Source organism: Amycolatopsis sp. NPDC051371 (assembly GCF_040682155.1).
In the GTDB taxonomy this organism is placed as follows: domain Bacteria; phylum Actinomycetota; class Actinomycetes; order Mycobacteriales; family Pseudonocardiaceae; genus Amycolatopsis.
Genome location: NZ_JBFBAG010000017.1, coordinates 76819 through 97330 on the forward strand (window position 1 = coordinate 76819; position 20512 = coordinate 97330).

Annotated in this window: 19 protein-coding genes and 1 pseudogene; 10 read left to right on the top strand and 10 right to left on the bottom strand. The window is 69.7% G+C overall.

Translation table 11 applies throughout. The features are described 5' to 3' along the window. Positions 1–800: 800 nt before the first annotated feature. Entirely contained in the window at positions 801–2411 is a 1611-nt protein-coding gene (gene dnaA / locus AB0M59_RS21850) for a chromosomal replication initiator protein DnaA (protein ID WP_364617632.1), read from the bottom strand. A 575-nt stretch (positions 2412–2986) separates the two neighbouring features. On the opposite strand from dnaA, the gene rpmH reads away from it, so the two are divergent. The 9 genes and pseudogenes from rpmH to AB0M59_RS21895 all read left to right on the top strand — a co-directional run bounded on the left by rpmH (position 2987) and on the right by AB0M59_RS21895 (position 9096). Then, on the top strand, positions 2987–3130 hold the full coding sequence (gene rpmH / locus AB0M59_RS21855) for a 50S ribosomal protein L34 (RefSeq protein ID WP_364388428.1): 144 nt from the start codon (positions 2987–2989) through the stop codon (positions 3128–3130). Between the two features lie 21 nt (positions 3131–3151). Beyond that, positions 3152–3607, top strand: coding sequence for a ribonuclease P protein component (gene rnpA / locus AB0M59_RS21860; RefSeq protein WP_364617634.1), 456 nt, complete (start codon positions 3152–3154; stop codon positions 3605–3607). Between the two features lie 5 nt (positions 3608–3612). Continuing rightward, entirely contained in the window at positions 3613–3936 is a 324-nt protein-coding gene (yidD, locus tag AB0M59_RS21865) for a membrane protein insertion efficiency factor YidD (protein ID WP_364617636.1), read from the top strand. A gap of 5 nt (positions 3937–3941) precedes the next feature. After that, a complete protein-coding gene (yidC, locus tag AB0M59_RS21870; RefSeq protein WP_364617638.1) occupies positions 3942–5078 on the top strand; it encodes a membrane protein insertase YidC in 1137 nt (378 codons plus the stop codon). Positions 5079–5108: 30 nt separating this feature from the next. Then, on the top strand, positions 5109–5672 hold the full coding sequence (locus tag AB0M59_RS21875; RefSeq protein WP_364617640.1) for a R3H domain-containing nucleic acid-binding protein: 564 nt from the start codon (positions 5109–5111) through the stop codon (positions 5670–5672). Positions 5673–5746: 74 nt separating this feature from the next. Then, positions 5747–6235: pseudogene (locus AB0M59_RS21880) on the top strand (HAMP domain-containing sensor histidine kinase); the annotation flags it as partial. A gap of 178 nt (positions 6236–6413) precedes the next feature. Further along, positions 6414–7097, top strand: a complete 684-nt coding sequence (rsmG, locus tag AB0M59_RS21885; protein WP_364617642.1) for a 16S rRNA (guanine(527)-N(7))-methyltransferase RsmG — start codon at positions 6414–6416, stop codon at positions 7095–7097. 56 nt (positions 7098–7153) lie between these two features. Continuing rightward, positions 7154–8098, top strand: coding sequence for a ParA family protein (locus AB0M59_RS21890; protein WP_364617644.1), 945 nt, complete (start codon positions 7154–7156; stop codon positions 8096–8098). Then, the gene (locus tag AB0M59_RS21895) at positions 8095–9096 is read left to right on the top strand and encodes a ParB/RepB/Spo0J family partition protein (protein WP_364617646.1); all 1002 of its coding nucleotides are present in this window, start codon (positions 8095–8097) and stop codon (positions 9094–9096) included. Before AB0M59_RS21890 ends, AB0M59_RS21895 begins: the two co-directional genes overlap by 4 nt. A 133-nt stretch (positions 9097–9229) precedes the next feature. Here the strand turns inward: AB0M59_RS21895 and AB0M59_RS21900 are convergent, their stop codons facing one another. Together AB0M59_RS21900 and AB0M59_RS21905 are read right to left on the bottom strand one after the other, a co-directional pair. After that, positions 9230–10174 carry a D-alanine--D-alanine ligase gene (locus AB0M59_RS21900; protein WP_364617648.1) on the bottom strand — a complete coding sequence of 315 codons (945 nt, stop codon included), beginning with the start codon at positions 10172–10174 and terminating at the stop codon, positions 9230–9232. A 26-nt stretch (positions 10175–10200) separates the two neighbouring features. Next, a complete protein-coding gene (locus AB0M59_RS21905) occupies positions 10201–11520 on the bottom strand; it encodes a PLP-dependent aminotransferase family protein (protein WP_364617650.1) in 1320 nt (439 codons plus the stop codon). A 212-nt stretch (positions 11521–11732) separates the two neighbouring features. Between AB0M59_RS21905 and AB0M59_RS21910 the strand changes: the two genes are divergently transcribed. Then, entirely contained in the window at positions 11733–12377 is a 645-nt protein-coding gene (locus AB0M59_RS21910) for a GNAT family N-acetyltransferase (protein ID WP_364617651.1), read from the top strand. A 219-nt stretch (positions 12378–12596) separates the two neighbouring features. Here AB0M59_RS21910 and AB0M59_RS21915 read toward each other — a convergent pair whose 3' ends face one another. From AB0M59_RS21915 to murJ, 7 genes are all read right to left on the bottom strand, one after another. Next, positions 12597–13745 (bottom strand): N-acetylmuramoyl-L-alanine amidase, encoded by a 1149-nt coding sequence (locus AB0M59_RS21915; protein WP_155548290.1) that lies wholly within the window; start codon positions 13743–13745, stop codon positions 12597–12599. Between the two features lie 273 nt (positions 13746–14018). Next, positions 14019–14342, bottom strand: a complete 324-nt coding sequence (gene trxA / locus AB0M59_RS21920; protein ID WP_020642536.1) for a thioredoxin — start codon at positions 14340–14342, stop codon at positions 14019–14021. Between the two features lie 34 nt (positions 14343–14376). Continuing rightward, complete coding sequence (gene trxB, locus AB0M59_RS21925) at positions 14377–15369, bottom strand: thioredoxin-disulfide reductase (protein WP_364617653.1); 993 nt, start codon at positions 15367–15369, stop codon at positions 14377–14379. A gap of 79 nt (positions 15370–15448) precedes the next feature. Beyond that, complete coding sequence (locus AB0M59_RS21930; RefSeq protein WP_364617655.1) at positions 15449–16258, bottom strand: hypothetical protein; 810 nt, start codon at positions 16256–16258, stop codon at positions 15449–15451. Continuing rightward, positions 16255–16878, bottom strand: coding sequence for an RNA polymerase sigma factor SigM (gene sigM / locus AB0M59_RS21935; protein WP_086679039.1), 624 nt, complete (start codon positions 16876–16878; stop codon positions 16255–16257). Before sigM ends, AB0M59_RS21930 begins: the two co-directional genes overlap by 4 nt. Positions 16879–16909: 31 nt before the next feature. Further along, a complete protein-coding gene (locus tag AB0M59_RS21940) occupies positions 16910–18457 on the bottom strand; it encodes a protein kinase family protein (protein ID WP_364617657.1) in 1548 nt (515 codons plus the stop codon). A 121-nt stretch (positions 18458–18578) separates the two neighbouring features. Continuing rightward, on the bottom strand, positions 18579–20297 hold the full coding sequence (murJ, locus tag AB0M59_RS21945; RefSeq protein WP_364617796.1) for a murein biosynthesis integral membrane protein MurJ: 1719 nt from the start codon (positions 20295–20297) through the stop codon (positions 18579–18581). Positions 20298–20512: the final 215 nt, after the last annotated feature.

A 20512-nucleotide genomic window follows, 5' to 3' on the forward strand; every position in this document is an offset into this window, starting at 1 on the left:
TCGGGCCAGGCCTCGCTCTGGCTGGGCAGTGACCGGCTGCCCCGTCCGGCCGGTCCGCCCTCCGCTCGATCAGCCGAAGCACGGACCAGGTGCAGGCATCCACGTTAGGCCGTCGCGGGGGCTGCCGTCACTTCGGCCTCCCCTTGACTTTGTCGACTTGACGACAGGATCTCGCGCTTGTCCCCAACTTCGTCGATCGCCTGTTTTTATCTTTTCTCTCTTAGAAGAGATCTTAAAAGGCAGTAGCAGTAGTAAGCGTTGTGGATTGTGTGGATGGAGCTCCTTTGCGCAGGTCGGAGCAGTCGCGGGCGTGGGGACAACCGGGGTAACAGTCCTGTGGGTAGATCGAGGCACCCGTGGATGGTTTCGGGCGACCCCCGATTCGTCCACAGCTGTCCCCAGTTGTCCCCACGGTTGTCCCCAGGTGTGAGGCGATCTGTACCCAGGGTCTGGGGGTGCGCGGAGGGGTCCGAACCCCTCTTCCGAGTGACCGGGCCGTCCTGTGCACACAATGTGGGCAACCTGTGGAATCAGCGTGGACAAAGGTGTGGATTCACTGTGGATCACCTGTGGGCGGGGTGTGGACGGATCCGGCATCGTCGCTGATGGGAGATCCGTTGGCACTGTGGGCAATCTGCCCACACCATGGGGAAAGTTGCTTGTGTACAAACGATTTTCGCGAGTTTGCGAAGCGCACGTACGCGGCTTCGCTGCTTCGCGTGCTTCGGACAGTCCAAAGACGACAAAGGGGCGTCCACAGTGCGTGGACGCCCCGAAGTCGTTGCGGGACAAGGGATGTGCTACTGGCGGGCGCGCTGCTTGATGCGCGACGTCAGCTCCTGCACCTGGTCGTAGATGCGCCGGCGCTCGGCCATCTCCTTGCGGATCTTCTTGTCCGCGTGCATGACGGTCGTGTGGTCGCGGCCGCCGAACGTCTGCCCGATCTTCGGCAGCGACATGTCGGTCAGCTCGCGGCAGAGGTACATGGCGATCTGGCGGGACGTGGCGAGCGCCTTCGTCTTGCCGGGGCCGCACAGGTCGTCGAGCGAGACGTCGAAGAACTCGGAGATGACGCCCATGATCGTGGGCGCGGTGATCTCCGGGGCGTGGGAGTCGGGGATGAGGTCCCGCAACACGATTTCAGCCAGCGCGGCGTCCACCGGCTGCTGGTTCAGCGACGCGAACGCGGTGACGCGGATGAGCGCGCCTTCGAGCTCCCGGATGTTCGCCTCGACGCGCGAAGCGATGAACTCCAGGACGTCGCCCGGCACCGCCAGCCTGTCCTGCGCCGCCTTCTTGCGGAGGATCGCGATGCGCGTCTCGAGCTCGGGCGGCTGGATGTCGGTGATCAGGCCCCACTCGAACCGCGTCCGCAACCGGTCTTCCAGCGTCTCGAGGCGCTTGGGCGGGCGGTCGGAGCTGACGACGATCTGCTTGTTCGCGTTGTGGAGGGTGTTGAAGGTGTGGAAGAACTCTTCCTGCGTACCTTCTTTGCCTTCCAGGAACTGGATGTCGTCGACGAGCAGGATGTCGATGTCGCGGTAGCGCCGCTGGAACGCGACCTTGCGGTCGTCTCGCAGCGAGTTGATGAAGTCGTTCGTGAACTCTTCGGTCGAGACGTACCGCACGCGCATGCCCGGGAAGAGCCGTTGCGCGTAGTGGCCGACCGCGTGCAGCAGGTGCGTCTTGCCGAGCCCGGACTCACCCCAGATGAAGAGGGGGTTGTACGCGCGGGCCGGTGCTTCGGCGACGGCGACCGCGGCCGCGTGCGCGAAGCGGTTGGACGCGCCGATGACGAACGTGTCGAAGGTGTACTTCTCGTTCAGCTTCGTCTTCGACGTCTGCGGCTGCGCCGGCGCGGTGTAGGGCTGGCCGGCGATCGGCTGGCCGGAGAACGTCGGCCAGATCTCGTGGACGGCGGCGAGCGCTTCGCCCTCTTCGTCGACTTCTTCGTCCGTGTCGTCACCGTCGTCGGGCTTCGGGGCGAGGGACTGGTGCGCGGGCAGCGGCGGCGTGGGCTCGGGACGCGGCGGCGGCATCATCGGGCCGGGACCCGGCCTCGGCACGGGAGCCGGCTCCGGGCCGGCGCCGTTTTCCACCCGGCCGGGTGACGGCACGTAGTGGGGCGCGGGGACCGGGGCGACCGCTTCGGTGCTGTCGACCTTCACCGCGAGCGAGATGGCGCGGCCGAGGCGCCGGGAGAGCGCGTCGGTGATCGCGCCGCGGAGACCGCGTTCGATCGCTTCCTTCGCGAAGTCGCTGGGGGCCGCCAGGAGCGCGGTGCCGTCGAGCAGGCCGATCGGGCGGGTGACCCGCATCCACGCGCGCTGCTGGGGGGACAGGGTCCCGTCGGACAGTTCGCGTACCACCTGTTCCCAGATGACGCCCAGATTGTGCTGATGATCCGACACCTGTTCGGCTCCCCTCCCCTCGTCGGCGTGGACGGCCGAACGACCCTGGTCACGCGGTCCGGCGCTCCCCGGCGGACCTGCGTGCGCATCGGCACAGCGAATATCCACATAGTTGTCCACAGCTGTGCACTAATGTACGGCGACCCGCGGCGACGCCACCTGCGGGCTCGTCGTACGCCGGTGGGCACTCCACCACCCGGATACTCGTGCACCTCGACGGGTGACCCGAGAGAGGCACGCTAACAAGCCCCGCCCGCTGCCACAAGGCATCCTGGGTCGCAAGCATTTCACGGTGTACGGCGTGTTGCCATTCGGTGCCGCGGCGTCGATGATCTCGGCTTCGCGGCCCGGTCGCGGACGGTGGCCGAGGGGGTGCTTACCGGGCGCCGGACGGGGGTGCGTACCCTCGTAAGGTCTCCCGTATGCGACGGGTGCTATTCGCGTGCCCACGTTGTCGTCGCTCGTCGTGACGAGGCCACACGTTGGTAGGAGACACCAGAGACTGCCGTGCGCCCGCACGACACGCCAGGCGGAGGGACCTTTCCTCCCGTCCGACGCGACACACAGGAGAAGCAGTGAGCAAGGGTAAGCGCACCTTCCAGCCGAACAACCGCCGCCGCGCGAAGACCCACGGGTTCCGCCTGCGCATGCGGACCCGCGCCGGCCGGGCCATCCTCGCGGGCCGCCGTCGCAAGGGCCGCGAAGCGCTGTCGGCCTGATCCGGTTCGTCGGGGCGCGCCGTGCTGCCGGCTGCCGCACGTCTGCGGCGGAGTGAGGACTTCCGCGTGGTTCTCCGTCGCGGATCCCGGGCAGGCAGGCGCCGCCTCGTCGTCCACGCACTGACCACGGACCCGTCCGAGGCCGCCGACGTCACGTCGGCGGCACGGGCGGGTTTTGTGGTGAGCAAGGCCGTGGGGAACTCGGTGGTCCGCCACCGCGTCACCCGCCGGTTGCGTCATCTCGTTTCGGCCCGGCTCGGAACCCTGCCCGCCGGCAGTGCGTTGGTCGTACGGGCATTGCCGCCGTCCGCGACCGCGTCCAGCGCGGAGCTCGGAGCCGATCTCGACGCCGCACTGCGTCGTCTGGGACTGGTGTCGGGTCGGCTGGGACTGTCGCCGTCGCGCCGTCCGGCCGGGGATGCCCCACGCCCGACGCGTCCCGCGGACGCGGCCCCCGACCACGGATCAGCGGTGTGACCGGCATGCGAGCCACCCCCGAGCACGACCACCACCACGACGTGGAGACCACGCCCCCGCGGCCCGGTCCCGTCGCCTGGGTCCTGTTGCTCCCCATCAAGCTCTACCGGAAGGCGATCTCGCCTTTCCTCCCGCCCGCTTGCCGGTTCTACCCGAGCTGCAGCGCGTACGCGGTCGAAGCCCTGACCCGGCACGGCGCCGGCCGGGGCTCCTACCTCGCGGCGCGCCGGCTCTTGCGCTGCGGCCCGTGGACCATGCCCGGCCGCGACCCGGTCCCCGAGACGTTCTCGTGGCGACACCGCAGACCTGAAACACCGATCGAGGAGTAGCAGCAGTGCTCGATTTCATCTACTACCCCGTGTCCTTCATCCTCTGGTGTTGGCACAAGGTCTTCGGGTTCGTCTTCGGTGAAGCGACGGCGATCTCCTGGATCCTCGGCATCATCTTCCTCACGTTCACGGTCCGCGGCATCATGTTCAAGCCGTTCGTGAACCAGGTCCGGTCGATGAAGAAGATGCAGGACTTCGCGCCGGAGATGAAGAAGGTCCAGAAGAAGTACGCGAACGACAAGCAGCGCCAAGCGCAGGAGATGCAGAAGCTCCAGCGCGAGCACGGGGTCAACCCGCTCGGCAGCTGCCTGCCGATGCTGCTGCAGATCCCGGTGTTCATCGGCCTGAACCACGTGCTCCGCGCGTTCACGATGCCGCCGCCCGGTGGTGGCGTGAAGACCGAGAACTACTTCTTCTCGCAGGCTGACGTCCACTCGTATGTCAGTGCGAAGCTGTTCGGCGTCAACCTCGGTGAGGCCGTCTACAACGGTGTCGGTGTCGTCAGCGGTGGTGCCGCGAACGTCGGCTTCCAGTGGGGCGTGCTCCCGGTCGCGCTGCCCCTGATGATCGTCGCGTCGATCGCCACGCACCTCACCGCGCGGCACTCGGTGGCCCGCCAGAACGCCGCGTCGGCCACCTCGCAGACCGCGATCATGAACAAGCTGACGATGTACGTCTTCCCGCTCGGTGTGCTCGTCTTCGGTGCGCTGTTCCCGCTCGGCCTCCTCTTCTACTGGCTGGCGAACAACGGCTGGACTCTGATGCAGCAGCGCCTCGTCTACACGAAGATCGACAAGGAAGAGGCGGCGCGCAAGGCGGAGGCCGCGGAGAAGCGCGCGACGCTCGGCCCGAAGCCGGGGCAGAAGCCGACCGCGCCGAAGGTCGGCCAGAAGCCGGTCCAGCAGAAGAAGAACCAGCCCGCGCAGGGCGGCTCGCAGAAGAAGGTCACGAAGGCGGGCTCGGCTCACGGCTTCGCCCAGACCACGCCCGCGGAGGCTGCCGCCAAGGCCGCGGAGGTCGCGGCCGCGGCCGACTCGGCCCCGGCCGACACCAACGGCCAGAACGGCTCGAAGGACAACGGCACGGGGGTGCCGGGCCTTCTCAAAGACTCGACCAGGAAGTCGGGCCGGAAGCGCCGCTGAGGCGCGACCGGTTCGGAGAGGAGACGAATGATGTCGGAGACGATCGACACGATCGACGCCGATCAGGACGACGTGACCCCGGAGCCGGCCGCTTCTGCGGACGCAGTGGACGAGCAGAAGGCGGGTGGTGACGACGTCCTCGTGCAAGAGGGTGACATCGCCGGCGACTACCTCGAGCGGCTGCTCGACCTGCTCGACTACGACGGCGACATCGACTTGGACGTCGAGGCGGGCCGCGCGATCGTGAGCATCGACGGCGGCGAGGACCTCGAGAAGCTCGTCGGCCCCCGCGGCACGGTGCTCGAGGCGCTGCAGGAGCTGACCCGCCTGGCGGTCCAGCAGGAGACCGGATCCCGCAGCCGGCTGATGCTGGACATCGCGGGCTGGCGCGCGGACCGCCGCGAGGAGCTGCGCGAGCTCGGCCGCTCCACGGCGGAGTCGGTCCTCTCGAGCGGCGAGCGGGTGCGGCTGCAGCCGATGAGCCCGTTCGAACGCAAGGTGGTCCACGACGCGGTGGCGACGGTTTCGGGCGTCACGAGCGAGAGCGAGGGCGAAGACCCGAAGCGCCGTGTGGTGATCTTCCCGGAGTCCTGACTCCCGGTTTTGCGAAGCGGCCCCACCTTCGGGTGGGGCCGCTTCTTTTTGTGCTGGGTGCGTCGGATGGGTGGGTGGTCCGCGACGCGACCGAACGCGCCGGGCAGCTGGTCAACTCCCTGTTGCTGCTGGCCCGCACGGACGGCGCCGGCCTCGGGGTCCGGGAGCCGGTCGACCTCGCGGCGGTCGTCGACCGGGCGTGGCGCGCGGCGCGCAACGAAGCCGAGCAGCGCGGGATCCGGGCGACGTTCGCGGTGGTGCCGGCGCCGGCGTTCGGCGACCCGGCGCTGCTGGAGCGGATCGCGGGCAACCTGCTGGAGAACGCGGTCCGCCACAACGTCGAGGGCGGCTGGCTGGAGGTCGTGACGCAGCCGGGGCCACAGTGGTCGATGCTGCAGGTGCGCTCGTCCGGTGGGTTGGTGGACCCGGCGGCGGTGCCGGAGCTGTTCGAGCCGTTCCGCCGGGCGGGGGTGGCCCGCACGGCGCGTCACGGCGCGGGTCTGGGGCTGTCGATCGTCCGGGCGGCGGTCACGGCGCACGGCGGAAGCGAATTACACGCTTGATGTTTCACGTGGAACTGGGTCGACGACACCCGGTGTTTCACGTGGAACCGTCCGCCGCGGGCCTCTGGCCGAGTGGAGTTCTCCACATCTGCGGACTGTCGGCTCGTTTTCGCCTCGACATCGGGGACAATCGAAGAAGCGCGTTTCACGTGAAACGCGCGGACGAGGAGTAGACGGAGTGAGCTTGGATCAGGTCGCGGTGGCGGTGCGGGCCGCGGCGGAGCGAGTGTTCGGTGAGCGCGTGGACCAAGCCGCTGGGTACGTCGAACTCCTGGAACGCCACGGTGTCGAGCGCGGGCTGATCGGGCCGCGGGAGGTCGAGCGGCTGTGGGAGCGGCACGTCCTCAATTCGGCTGTCATCGGTGAGCAGATGCCGGAAGGCGCCCGCGTCGTCGATGTGGGGTCGGGTGCCGGGCTTCCGGGAGTACCGCTCGCGATCGCGCGGCCGGACCTCGATATCGTCTTGCTTGAACCGATGGCTCGCCGGGTGGACTGGCTGGCCGAGGTGGCCGAGAAGCTGGAACTCCCGATCACCATCGTCCGTGGACGCGCGGAGGAGCGGCCTGTGCGTGAGCAGCACGGTGGCGCCGACATCGTCACCGCTCGCGCGGTCGCCCCGCTCGCCCGGCTCGCGGACTGGTGCCTGCCGCTCGTTCGTCCCGACGGCTTCCTGGTCGCCCTCAAGGGCGCCAGCGCGGCGGACGAGATCGAGCGGGACGGCGCCGCCATCCGCAAGGCCGGCGGGGCCGCCCCACTGATTGTCGAATGCGGTGCCGCAGTACTAGAGGTCCCCAGCACGGTCGTGAAGATCCGTCGCCTCCCGTCGGCAGTCAAGCCGAAGGCGCGGAGCAGGAAGCGTTAACGAGCCGCGGTGTTCCACGTGAAACGACGCGACTCGACCACCGACCAGACGTCTATATGGAGGAGGTGTCGAGACCGGTGAATCCCCCGCCGTCCGACTCCACGGAGACCACGCCCGACGTGGGCTGGACCCCGATCGCCGAAGAAGCCGCCCGCGCCGCTCGACTGCTGAACCCCGAGAGGACGCTTCCCCGCCCCGGCCGTCGTCGCGTGATGACCGTCGCCAACCAGAAGGGCGGCGTCGGCAAGACCACGAGCACGGTCAACCTCGCCGCCGCGCTCGCCGTCCACGGGCTCAAGACGCTCGTCGTCGACCTCGACCCACAGGGCAACGCGAGCACCGCGCTCGACGTCGACCACCGGTCCGGGACGCCGTCCATCTACGAGGTGCTGATTGGCGAGGTGTCGCTCGCGGACGCCGCCCAGCCGACCGAGCAGTCCCCCAACCTCTTCTGCGTGCCCGCGACGATCGACCTCGCCGGCGCCGAGATCGAGCTCGTCTCGATGGCGTCCCGCGAGTCCCGGCTCAAGGAGGCCATCTCCTCCGAGATCCTCGACGAGATCGGCGTTGACTACGTCTTCATCGACTGCCCGCCGTCGCTCGGCCTGCTGACGGTCAACGCGATGGTCGCCGCGCAGGAGGTGCTCATCCCGATCCAGTGCGAGTACTACGCGCTCGAAGGGCTCGGGCAGCTGCTGAGCAACATCGAGCTCGTGCAGCAGCACCTCAACCGCGAGCTCCGCGTCTCGACGATCCTCCTCACCATGTACGACGGCCGGACCAAGCTGGCCGACCAGGTGACGAACGAGGTGCGAAACCACTTCGGCGACACGGTCCTCAAGACGGTCATCCCCCGCAGCGTGAAGGTCTCCGAGGCGCCCGGGTACGGCCAGACCGTCCTCGCTTACGATCCCGGTTCGCGCGGTGCGATGAGCTACGTCGACGCGGCGAAGGAGATCGCCGAGCGCGGCGCACAGATGGAGAAGGGTAGTTCCACATGACCGAACGCAGAGGAGGGCTGGGGCGCGGCCTCGCCGCACTCATCCCGACCGGCCCCACCGGCGGCGGCCCCCTGCCCGCGCCCGCGGACGCCACGGCGGCGGAGAAGAAGGCGGCCGAGGACAAGGGCTGGTTCGCGGCGAACGGTCAGGCGAAGACGCACGCCGGTGAGGTCGCCGGCGCGGTCTACCGCGAGATCCCGGTCGGCTCGATCAAGCCGAACCCGAAGCAGCCGCGTCAGGTCTTCGACGAGGACGCGCTCTCCGAACTCGAGCATTCGATCCGCGAGTTCGGGCTCATGCAGCCCATCGTCGTCCGCGAACTCGGGGACAACGAGTACGAGCTCGTCATGGGCGAGCGGCGGCTGCGCGCGTCACAGCAGGCGGAGCTCGAAGCGATCCCGGCGATCGTCCGGCAGACCGCCGACGAGTCGATGCTGCGCGACGCGCTCCTGGAGAACATCCACCGCGTCCAGCTGAACCCGCTCGAAGAGGCGGCGGCGTACCAGCAGCTGCTTGACGAGTTCGCCGTAACGCACGAGGAGCTGGCGAGCCGCATCGGCCGCAGCCGGCCGGTCATCACCAACACGATCCGGCTCCTCAAGCTCCCCCTGCCGGTGCAGCGCCGGGTGGCCGCGGGCGTCCTGTCCGCCGGCCACGCCCGCGCGTTGCTGTCGCTGGAGGACGCCGACAGCCAGGAAGAGCTCGCCGCGCGCATCATCGCGGAAGGCATGTCGGTCCGGGCGACCGAGGAAGCCGTCACGCTCAAGAAGAGCGAGAAGCCGGCCAAGCCGAAGCCCGCGGCGCGCAAGCCGATCCAGGCGCCGGGTTTGCAGGAGCTCGCGAACCGCCTCTCGGACCGGTTCGACACCCGGGTGAAGGTCGACCTCGGCCGTCGCAAGGGCCGGATCACGCTCGAGTTCGGCTCGGTCGACGACCTCGAGCGCATCGTCTCGATCATCGACGCGAATGGGGCGAATCAGACACCGAAAACCGATTAGGGATCACCCCAGGGTGTTTCGTCACGGTGATGATTGCTCGACGCAGTCGCGACGACCACATCCAGTGATGATCGGTCGCGACACGAAAAAGGCCGCCACGGACTTTCCGAGGCGGCCTTTCGCGTGCGAAGAGTCAGCGGGAAATCGCGCGCCCGATCAGTTCGGCGAACACGGCGCCGAGCGACTTGCCCGCGGCCTCGATCGCCATCGGCACCGTCGACGTCTCGGTCAGACCCGGCGACGGGTTCACTTCGAGGAAGTGCACGGTGCCGTCCGCCGTGACGACCGCGTCGGTGCGGGAGATGTCCCGCAGCCCGAGCACGCGGTGCGCGGCGACGGCGAGCTCGGCCACCGCCTTGGCCGCGGCGTCGTCGAGCCGGGCCGGGGTGAAGAAGTCGGTCAGGCCGGCGGTGTAGCGGGCCGTGTAGTCGTACACGCCGCTCTCCGGGACGATCTCGACCGCGGGGAGGGCCTCGGGTCCGTTCTCGCCCTCGATCACCGTCACGGCCACCTCGACGCCGTCCACGAACCGCTCGGCGAGCACCGTGTCGCCGTACGCGAAGCAGCCGACCATCGCCGCCGGCAGTTCCGCCGCTTCGCGGACCACCTGGGTGCCGAGCGCCGAGCCGCCCTGGTCGGGCTTGAGGATCAGCGGCAGGCCGAGCTGCTCGACCATCGCGTCGAGCACCGCCTGGGCGCCGAGCTCGCGGAACGTGCTGTGCGGCAGCACCACCCAGCTCGGCGTCACGAACCCGGCGTTCTCGACGAGCGCCTTGGCCGTCGGCTTGTCCCACGCGCGTCGGCAACCCTGGGAGCCGGTGCCGACGAACGGGACCTCCAGCATCTCCAGGACCGTCTGCACCGAGCCGTTCTCGCCTTCGCCACCGTGCAGGGCGACGACCACCGCGTCCGGGCGCTGGGTGCGCAGGCGCTCCAGCAACCCCGCGTCGGTGTCCCATTCTTCGATGCCGAGGCCTTCGGACTTCAGCGCCGCGGAGAGCCGTCGCCCGGACCTCAGCGAGACGTCGCGTTCGTGCGAAAGCCCGCCGGCGAGCACGGCAACGGTACGGTCGACCACCGTGGAAACTCCTTAGCTGGAAAGAATTAGACCGTGTCCGGGGAGGGATTCTGCGGCCCCTGGATCTGGCGCGCGCTCACGTTACCGAAGGTGCGCGCGAGGTCCATTTCGGACTCCAGCACGGCGGCCAGCCGCCGCACGCCCTCACGGATCCGCTCCGGCGTCGGGTAGCAGTAGGACAGCCGCATCTGGCGGCTGCCGAACCCGTCGGCGTAGAAGCCGGTTCCGGACGCGTACGCCACTCGCGCGGTCACCGCGCGCGGCAGCATCGCCTTCGTGTCGACGCCCTCCGGCACCGTCACCCAGACGTAGAACCCGCCGTCCGGCTTGGTCCACGAGCAGCCCGCGGGCAGGTACTGCTCGAGCGCGGACAGCATCGCGTCGCGCCGGTCGCGGTAGTTCTCGCGGAACTTCTTGATCTGGCCCTTCCAGTCGTGCGTGGCCAGGTAGCGCGACACGATCATCTGGTTGAACGTCGGCGGGCACAGCGTCGCCGACTCCGCGGCCAGGACGAGCTTCTCGCGCACGGCGTGCGGCGCGAGCACCCAGCCGACGCGCAGGCCCGAGGCGAACGTCTTCGAGAACGAGCCGAGGTACACGACGTTGTCGGGGTCGGTCGAGCGCAGCGCCGGGTACACCTGACCGTCGAAGCCGAGCAACCCGTACGGGTTGTCTTCGACGACCAGGACGCCGTGGTCGCGGCAGATCTCGAGGATCTCCTCGCGGCGCTCGACGGCCAGCGTGACGCCGGCGGGGTTGTGGAAGTTCGGGATCGTGTAGAGGAACTTGACCCGGCGGCCGGCCTTCTCGGTCTGCGCGAGCGCCTCGCGCAGCAACTCGGGCACCAGGCCGTTCTCGTCCATCGCCACGTGCACGACCTGCGCCTGGTAGGCGGCGAACGAGCCCAGCGCGCCGACGTACGACGGGCCTTCGGCGATCACGACGTCACCCGGGTCGCAGAACAGCCGCGTGACCATGTCCAGGCCCATCTGGGAGCCGACGGTCACCACGACGTCGTCCGGGTGCGCCTTGATGCCCTCCAGGGCCATGATTTCGCAGATCTGCTCGCGCAGCACCGGGACGCCGTGCGCCGAGCCGTACTGCAGGGCGACGAGGCCGTCCTCGGCGATGATCTCCGCCACCTGCGCCGACAGCGTGTCGAGCGGGAGCGCGGCCAGGTTCGGCATGCCACCGGCCAGCGAGACGACCTCGGGCCGGCTGGCCACCGCGAACAGTGCCCGGATCTCGGAGGCGGTCATCCCGGCGGTGCGCGCGGCGTACCGCTCGAGGTGCGGGTCGAGGTTCTGGCGGCCGCGCTGCGGCTTGCTGGGGCGGTTCTCGGTCATCGACGATTCACCCGGGGCTCGATGGACAGGGCTGCTTGTAACGGGCACGGCAGATCCAGTCGAGTGTAACCGTGCACCCATCCGGTACCCCTGGCCTTTCGGCGCTCGTCACATCGGCCTATCCTCGACCATGGCTCCCGTGATCGTGCTGTTCCACCGCACGGCTTGACGACCGGGCAGCCGGTCGGGAGCGCAGGTCAGGGAGGTCGCGGGTGTCACGTCGCGTTGTGGGCGTCACACTGGACAACCTGGAGCACCTGCCGAAGAGCTGCCGCAGGTGCGTCTACTGGGAGCTGGCCCCGCACCTGAAGAACCAGGCCGAGGAGTTCGGCGCGACCGAGGTCGAAAAGGAAGCCTGGGTCTCGAGCGTCCTGCTCGAGTGGGGTTCCTGCGGCCGCATCGTCTACAGCGACACGCTGCCGGTCGGGTTCGTGCTGTACGCCCCGCCGAACGCCGTCCCGCGCTCGCTGGCCTTCCCGACGTCCCCGCCGAGCGCCGACGCGGTCCTGCTGACGGCGTTCCAGGTGCTCCCGGAGTTCCGCGGTGGCGGCCTCGGCCGGATGCTCGTCCAGGCGGTCGCCAAGGACCTGACGAAACGCGGCGTGCGCGCCATCGAGGCGTTCGGCGACGCGCGTCCCGAGGAGACCGACCCGGACGGCGGCCACAGCTGCGTGCTGCCGGCGGCGTTCCTGCAGAGCGTCGGCTTCAAGACCGTCCGCCCGCACCAGAAGTGGCCGCGCCTGCGCCTGGAACTGCGCTCGGCGATCACCTGGAAGGAAGACGTCGAGGCGGCGCTGGAGCGGCTGCTCGGCCAGGTGACGATCACCACGGCCGAACCCAGTCTCGGCCGCGCCTGACCTGGTCGCAAACGTTTGCGCCGTAGCTTCGCCCGGCCCCGAACGACGGATTCCGTCGCGTGTGCGCGGCTGTGGAAGAAGTGCCGAGTTATCCACAGAGCGCTGATAGGAGCGGTGGACAAGCTGTGGAGAACTGCCCGAAAACCTGGGGACGCAGGGGCTGCGTCCCCAGGGATGGTGGGGCAGGTGAAGGTGAGCCGCTAGGGGTTGTGGTCAGCCCTATTCGGCTTTGGCCAGCTCGTGCGCCAGCACGTCGGCGAACGTGAACGTTCCCGTCGGCTGGTCGCCTTCGCCGAGCAGATACAGGCGCTTGACGGCGATCAGGATGCCCTCCGCGACGATGTCGCGGAACGCCGGGTCGCCGAGCTTCCGGGCGTCGTCCGGGTTCGTCAGGTAGCCGATCTCGACCCGGACGGCCGGGCAGCGGGTACGGGTGAAGATGTCCCACGACTTGTAGTGCGTGCGGTTGTCCTGCAGGCCCGTGCGGGCCGCGACCTCGCGCTGGATGAAGCCGGCCAGCAGTTCGCCGACGGTCGACGTCGTGCCGTTGCCGTTGCCGAAGTGGAAGCTCGCGACACCCTGCGCGCGCGGCGACGGGTTCTTGTCGCTGTGCAGCGAGAGGAACAGGTCCGCGCCCGCGTCGTTGGCGAACTTCGCGCGCTCCAGCTCCGTGGGGCTGTGGTTCGGGCCGCGGGAGATCAGCGCCTCCATGCCCGTGGCCTTCATCCGGCCTTCCAGGCGGCGCGCGAGGTCCCACGCGATGTCGGCCTCACGGAGACCGCCGGCGACCGCGCCGAGGTCGTCGCCGCCGTGGCCGGGGTCGATCACGATGCGCTTGCCGCGCAGCCGGGGACCGGCCTGGCGCACCTGCTCCTGCTCGCGCAGGAACACGGGGCGGCCGCCCCGGGCCCGCGGCGAGGACAGGCGGTGCAGCTCACGGATGGTCGCGGGGCCGCACATGCCGTCGGGCGTCAGGCGCATGTCGCGCTGGAACGTCTTGAGCGCGCGCTCGGTCGCCGCGCCGAAGTAGCCGTCCGGGCGGCCGGCGTCGAAGCCCAGCTCAGTGAGCCGCTCCTGCAGCGTGAAGACGTCGTCGCCGTGCACCGGGGACGCGATCATGTACGACAGCGGGCGGCTGCCCAGGTGGTAGCTGGCGCCCTTGAGCGCCTGGAAGGTCGCCGGACCCACGATGCCGTCGGTCATCAGCCCACGGCGCTGCTGGAAGGCACGGACGGCGTGCTCGACGGAGACGTCGAACGTGTCGTAGTCGTCGGTACCGGTGACTGGCGGGAGCAGGTCCATCCCGGCCAGGATGGACCTGATCTCGGCGACGTCCGGACCGGCGTCACCGCGGCGGAGTACCCGCATGCACTCCTCGCTCTTCCTAAGGCACCGATTCGGGGGCTCGGTGCGTGGCACGAAAACCTTCGCTGGGACGGGCCCAGGTCCTCTATTGTGCCTTGCCAACTCTCGGTGACAGCGCAGGCCCGGTAGGTACGTCAAGAGCCCGATCGTGGCGCGCCCCCGGTGGCCCTCGTCACGCTCGATTCACCCACACGGGCCGCATTCCCCCGAACGACGACGGACCCGGGGTCCGCAGGAGGGTTCCCGCAGGCCCCGGGTCCGCCGGGCTTGTTCGGTTCAGAGGACGTCGGCGAGGTCCGACAGCAGCGCGGCCTTCGGCTTCGCGCCGACGATCTGCTTCACCGGCTTGCCGCCCTGGAACAGGATCAGCGTCGGGATCGACATCACCTGGTAGTCACGCGGCGTGTTCGGGTTCTCGTCGATGTCGATCTTGGCGATGGTCAGCTTCTCGCCGTTCTCCGCCGCGATCTCCTCGAGCACCGGGGCGACCATCTTGCACGGCCCGCACCAGGTGGCCCAGAAGTCGACCAGAACCGGCTTCTCGCTGGTCAGGACCTCATCGACGAACGTCGCGTCGGTCACCTTCACGGTGTTGGACATGGTTTCTCCTTCAGGTTGGTCGAAAGCTCGAAAGTCAGTTGGTGCCCGCGCCGTAACCGCCGCCGACCAGCTCGGCCGCCTCGTGCGCGTCCGCTTCGCCGTGCTCCGCGAGCCATCGTTCCGCGTCGATCGCGGCGCTGCACCCGGAACCCGCGGCGGTGATCGCCTGCCGGTACGTGCGGTCCACCAGGTCACCGGCCGCGAAGACGCCGTCGAGGTTCGTGAACGACGTCCGGCCCTGCGTGACGACGTAGCCGTCCTCGTCCAGGTCGACCTGCCCGCGCACCAGCGCACTGCGGGGGTCGTGCCCGATCGCGACGAAGAAGCCCGACACGTCCAGCGTCGACTCCGAACCGTCCTTGGTGTCCTTGATCCGCAGGCCCTCGACCTTGCCGTCGCCGACCACACCGGTGATCTGCGAGTTCAGCTTCCACTTGATCTTCTCGTTCGCGCGGGCGCGCTCGAGCATGATCTTCGACGCGCGGAACTCGTCGCGCCGGTGCACGACCGTGACGGACTTCGCGAACTTCGTCAGGAAGGTCGCTTCCTCCATCGCCGAGTCGCCACCACCGGCCACCACGATGTCGTGGTCGCGGAAGAAGAAACCGTCACAGGTCGCACAAGCCGACACACCGCGCCCGAGCAGCTCCTGCTCACCCGGCACGTTCAGGTACCGCGCCGCGGCACCCATGGCGAGCACGACCGCGCGGGCGGCGTAGCGCTTGCCGTTCGCGTGGACGTACTTCACGTCCCCGGTCAGCTCCACCGACTCGACGTCCTCCGAGCGCAGCTCGGCGCCGAAGCGCTCGGCCTGCTTGCGCATCTCCTCCATCAGGTCCGGACCCATGATGCCGTCGCGGAACCCGGGGAAGTTCTCCACCTCGGTCGTCGTCATCAGCGCGCCGCCGAACTGCGTGCCCTCGAACACCAGCGGTTCCAGCTGGGCCCGCGCCGCGTAAACGGCAGCGGTGTATCCGGCAGGACCCGACCCGACGATGATCAGGTTCCTGATTTCCTCGGCAGCCACCCGTGACCTCCGCTCGTAGTGACCCGTGTACCAGGCTCAACACGATCGTAGGTGGCGGTGTTCCCGGCGGTGACAGCCGCTACTTCTCCCCGACGACCTTGTCGAACAGGACGGCCGGGTTGCCCGGTCCGCAGTCCGCGCCGAAGGCCACGAGCCGGAACTGGGCGAGCTTGCCGGTGGTCAGGATGATCATGACGCCGGACTTGCCGCCGACGTTCACCGGGCGGATGCCCTCCGGCCGCACCTTGGGGTCGAGGCCGGCGGCCGCGATGCACGCGTCCAGCTTGTCCTCGGTCTTCAGCGGGCCGAAGTCGCGGACGCCGACGGCCTTGCCGATCAGGGCCTGGGCGCCGCTGCCGTCACTGCCGACCGACGGGCCGGACGGCGGCGGGGCCGCGACGTTCGGGGTGCCGGTCTGCTGCGACGTGCTCGGGATCGCGATCGTCACGGCGACGACCGCCGCCGCGGCCGCGGTCAGGATTCCCGCGGCCCAGCCGAGCCGCTTGTTCCGGCGCTGCCGGGCCGCCGCGAGGTCCACCACCTGGGCGTCCCCGGACCCGGCCGCCCGCGGTGCCGGCGTGGCTCCCCCGGCCGAAGACGGTGTTCGTTCAGGAAAGCGGGCGGCTGCTTCGGCGGCCAGCGCCGCGTCGAGCCGGGCCGCGAACTCGGCGGGCATCGGCGGGGCGGGTGCGCCGGCGAGCGAGGCCAGATCGGCTTGCGTCGCGTCGAGGGCGTCCAGGATCGCGCGGGCCTCGGGGTCGGCGTCGACCAGCGGCCACAGCTCCGCCGCCTGAGTGTCGTCCAGGACACCGGCGTGGAGGTCGGCGAGCACGTCGACAGACCAGGGCGGACCGACGGTCCCCCCGATCCCCCGGCTTTCGTCCGTCATCGTCCCTCCCCGCTACCCGGCTGGCGCCCGGCCCGTTTGCTTTCGTGAGTTGGGACGTTCGCAATCGCATCGGGGTTCCGCAGGTGTCCGAGAACCTTCGCGAGTTTTCCGCGGCCCCGCGCACACCGGCTCTTCACGGTGCCTTCGGCGATGCCGAGCATCTTCGCCGTCTCGGCGACGGAGTAGCCCTCGACGTCGACGAGCACGATCGGGGCGCGCTGGTCTTCCGGCAGTTGGTCCAGCGCCTCGCGGACGAGCAGGCTCGTCTCGCGCTCGGCCATCGAGTCGCGCGGGGTGGCGGGCTCGTTGAAGCCGGTCTCCGGCAGCGGGACGGTCGGCCGCGCCTGGCGGCGGCGGATCCGGTCGAGGCAGGCGTTCACCACGATCCGGTGCAGCCACGTCGTGACCTGCGACTCCGCGCGGAACTTGTCGGCGGCGCGGAAGGCCGAGATGAACGCGTCCTGCAACGCGTCGGCGGCCTCTTCCGGGTCGCGGACCGTGCGCAGGGCGACCGCCCACATGCGGTCGCGATGTCGCTGGACGAGTTCGCTGAACGCATGAGGGTCCCCCGCGGCGTGAGCCGCTATCAGATCCGCATCCGTGGGAGCTGCAGCTGTCACCCGGGAGAGCCTACTGACCCTGTCGGGTGCGTCACCCCGCAGGCAGGAAGCTCAGGTCGGCGATTTCGGTCTGGAACTTCCCGTCGTCGCCACCCAGCTGGGTGATCCAGACGATGAAGTACTCGCCCTGCGTCGGCTGGGCCAGCGGGATCGTCGTCTCGCCGTCCTTCAGGTCGCCGTTGCCGACCACCTTCGTGTCGGCCAGGTCGGGGTTCTTCTCGGTCGCCGAGCGGATCTCGACCTTCGTTCCCGGGGTTCCGCCGGAGACCTGCACCTGGCTGAGGGTGATCGGGTCCTTGAAGGTGACGACCAGCCCGACGCCCGGCTTGATGACGGGGAACTGCTGCTTGTACTGCTCGGTCCGCCACTGCGTCTCGGGCTTGTCGTCGGTCGCGTACTTCGCCCGCGAGGAGTTGTCGCCCTTGCCCTCGGGGTTGTAGACGGCGACGGCCTGCGGCTTCACCGCGGCACCCACAGCGGGCGACGGCGGCGGCGCCGGCTGGCTCGACGCGGACGGCTGCCCGGCCGGCTGGCTCGACGCCGGCGGCGCGGCGACGTTGATCGTCGGCCCGCTCGCCTTCGAGTCGCCTTGGAAGACGTTGATCAGCATCAGCCCGCCCCAGGCGAGGATGACGACGGTGGCGACTACCAGCACGGTGACGCCGAGCGCGAGCTTGCGCCGCCGCGCGACGTCCTTGACCGGCTTCTTCGTCGTCCAGACGGTGCCCTCGGCCTCGGCCGGGTCGCCGCCGACGGCCTTGATCAGCTGGGTGCGTTCCTCTTCCTCGGCCACTTGGTCGAGGACGCGGAGGATGGCCGCGCTGGTGCGGATGCCGCCGTTGCCGCCGTCCTCGATCGTGCGCACGGCCAGCGACGAGAGGTCGGTGGGCACCGTGGGGATGAGCTGCCGCGGCGGGACGATCCGCCCCTGCGGCGTCGTCGGGGCCGGCTGGATCGCGGGCGGGCCGCCGGGCAGCGCCCAGCGTCCGGTCAGCAGCAGGTAGAGGACCGCGCCGAGCGCCTTGACGTCGTCGCGCAGCGTCGCTTCCGGCAGCGGACCGGGGAACGCGAGCTTCAGCGCGCCGTTCGGCGTCAGCCGCAGCCGCTGCGGGTGGTCGAGCCCGAGGACGAGCCCGTTTTGATGAGCCTGTTCGACGGCTTCGGCCAGTGCCTGCACCATCCGCGCGGCCGCGGCGGGCGCCACCGGCCGCTGCGCGACGAGGTCGACCAGGTCGCTGCCCTTGGTCCACTCCGCGACGACGACGCCGAGCAGGCCTTCGCTGGAGGTGATGCCGCTGCCGAGGGCGAGCACGTCGAGGACGCGGGCGACGCCGCCGTGGCCGAACTTGGACGCGTGGGTCGCGCGTTCGAGGGTGCGCCGCGCGAGCCGCGCGGCTTCCGGGTCGGCCGGGTCGCCGACCAGCAGGGTCAGCGCGACGTCCCGCTTCAGCTGCCCGTCGCGGGCACGCCAAAGGTGCGCGTCACCCCGCTCGTCCACGCCGAACTGCGCGAGGAGGCGGTAGCGGCCGTCGCCGACCACGCGCCCGGGGGCCAGCGATCCGACCTGGGCCTTGCCCACGTGGTTCGCACCCCCCGCCTGTTCGCTCCGCCTCGTGTCCACCCGCACTCTCCCGTTAGCTCCCCGCTCCAAGGTTACCCAGAATACGACGCGGGAGTCGTCGCCATCCGTACCGGAATCGTTACCCCCGCTTGATCAACCGGGTGAACCTCGAAGTCGCCGGTTTCAGCTCCTCGACCTTCAGGGCCATGAGCACGCCGAACGAGACGACGATCCCCACGATGCCCTGCAGGAAGAGCTTGATCCACGCCTGCAAAGTGGGTCCGAACGTGTCCGGCACGACCTGCCCGGCCACCCAGGCCGCGCCGACGCCGAGCCCGCTGGCGACGACCGTGAAGAGGATCACGCCGATCACCCGCTTGCTGCGCAGGTTGCCCAAAGTGACCCAAAGCCACACCTGCCCGAGGATCGCCCCGACGACGAACGTCAGCGCGTTGACCATCATGACGCCGAGCACGACGTTGTCGGGCGTCAGCAGCACCGGGCACAGGTACAGCAGCGGCACCTTGACCAGCGTCATCACGATCATGATCAGCGTCGGCGTGCGGGCGTCCTTCATCGCGTAGAAGACGCGCATCTGGAGCATGACCAGCGCGTACGGCAGCAGCGCGAACGCCGAGATCGCGAGCGCGTCGCCGAGCCGCTCGGCGGTCTCGATCGTGCCCTTGCCGAAGGTGAACAGCGCGATGCCGATCGAGCCGCCGACCACGGTCATCACCGCGGAGATCGGGACGAGCATCACCGTCGACATCCGGGACGCGTACGACAGGTCGCCGATCAGCTTCTTGTGGTCGCCGTCGGCGGCCGCGCGGCTCATCCGCGGCATGATCGCCGTCAGCAGCGAGACGCCGATGACGCCGTACGGGAGCTGGAAGAGCAGCCAGGCGTTGCTGTACGCGGTCACACCACCGGGTGAACCGCTGGTCAGCACGCGCGTGTTGATCGTGTAGCCGACCTGGCTCACCGCGACGTAGCCGAGGATCCACAGCGCGAGGCCGCCGAACTCCTTCATCTGCTTGTCGATGCCCCAGCGCCACTTGAACCGGAAGCCCGACCGCAGCAGCGGCGGCACCAGCAGGAAGGCCTGGGCGATGATGCCGCCCGTGACGCCGATGCCGAGCGTCAGCACCTTCGGGTCGGTGATCGACGGGTTGACCGTGTCGATGTCCCCCGGCATGACCCAGACGACCATGATCGTGAAGATGACGACCAGGTTGTTGATCACCGGCGCCCACGCCGTCGGGCCGAAGATCTGCTTGGCGTTCAGCACCGCCGAGAGCAGCGCGAACACGCCGTAGAAGAAGATCTCGGGCAACAGCAGGTAGGCGAACGCCGTGGTCAGCGACGAGCTGGCCTTGCCGGAGCCGTCGACGTAGAGGCCGGTGAACGCCGGGGCCGCGAGCACCGCGACCACCGTGCCGACCAGCAGCAGCGAGAACGCCACGGTGATGAGCCGCTGGGTGTAGGCCGCGCCGCCGTCGGGCTCGTCCTGCGAGCGCACCAGCAGCGGCACGACCACGCTGGCGAGGACGCCACCCATCAGCAGCTCGAAGATGATGTTCGGCATCGTGTTGGCGACGTTGAACGAGTCGTTCGCGATGCCCTGGCCGATCGCGGCGACCAGCAGCAGCTTCCACAGGAAGCCGGTGATCCGGCTGATCAGCGAAGCGATCGCCATCCGGCCGGACGCCTTCGCCAGCGACGGCGCCTTGGCCGGGGCTTCCGCACCCGGCTCGACCGGCTTGACGAGCGGCGTCTTGAGCGCCGGCATGACCTGGGTGGCCAGCGCGTCGTACGGGCGCATGACGTCCGGGTCGGCGACCGGCCAGCGCGAGTTCATCGGGACGCCGGCGGTGCGCGGGATGAACCGCGTGGCCTCCGGGTCGGGCGGGCGCTGGGCCTCCTCCTGCCACGGCCGGACCGGCGCGGGACGCCGGGACCCGCGGCCGCGGGGCGGCACCGGGATGCCGGGCGGCGGTGTCCCGGGAGCCGGGTTGCCCTGGGCCGGCGTCGACGGCGGGGCCGGCTGCGGCAGCCGGCCCTGGGCCGACGGCT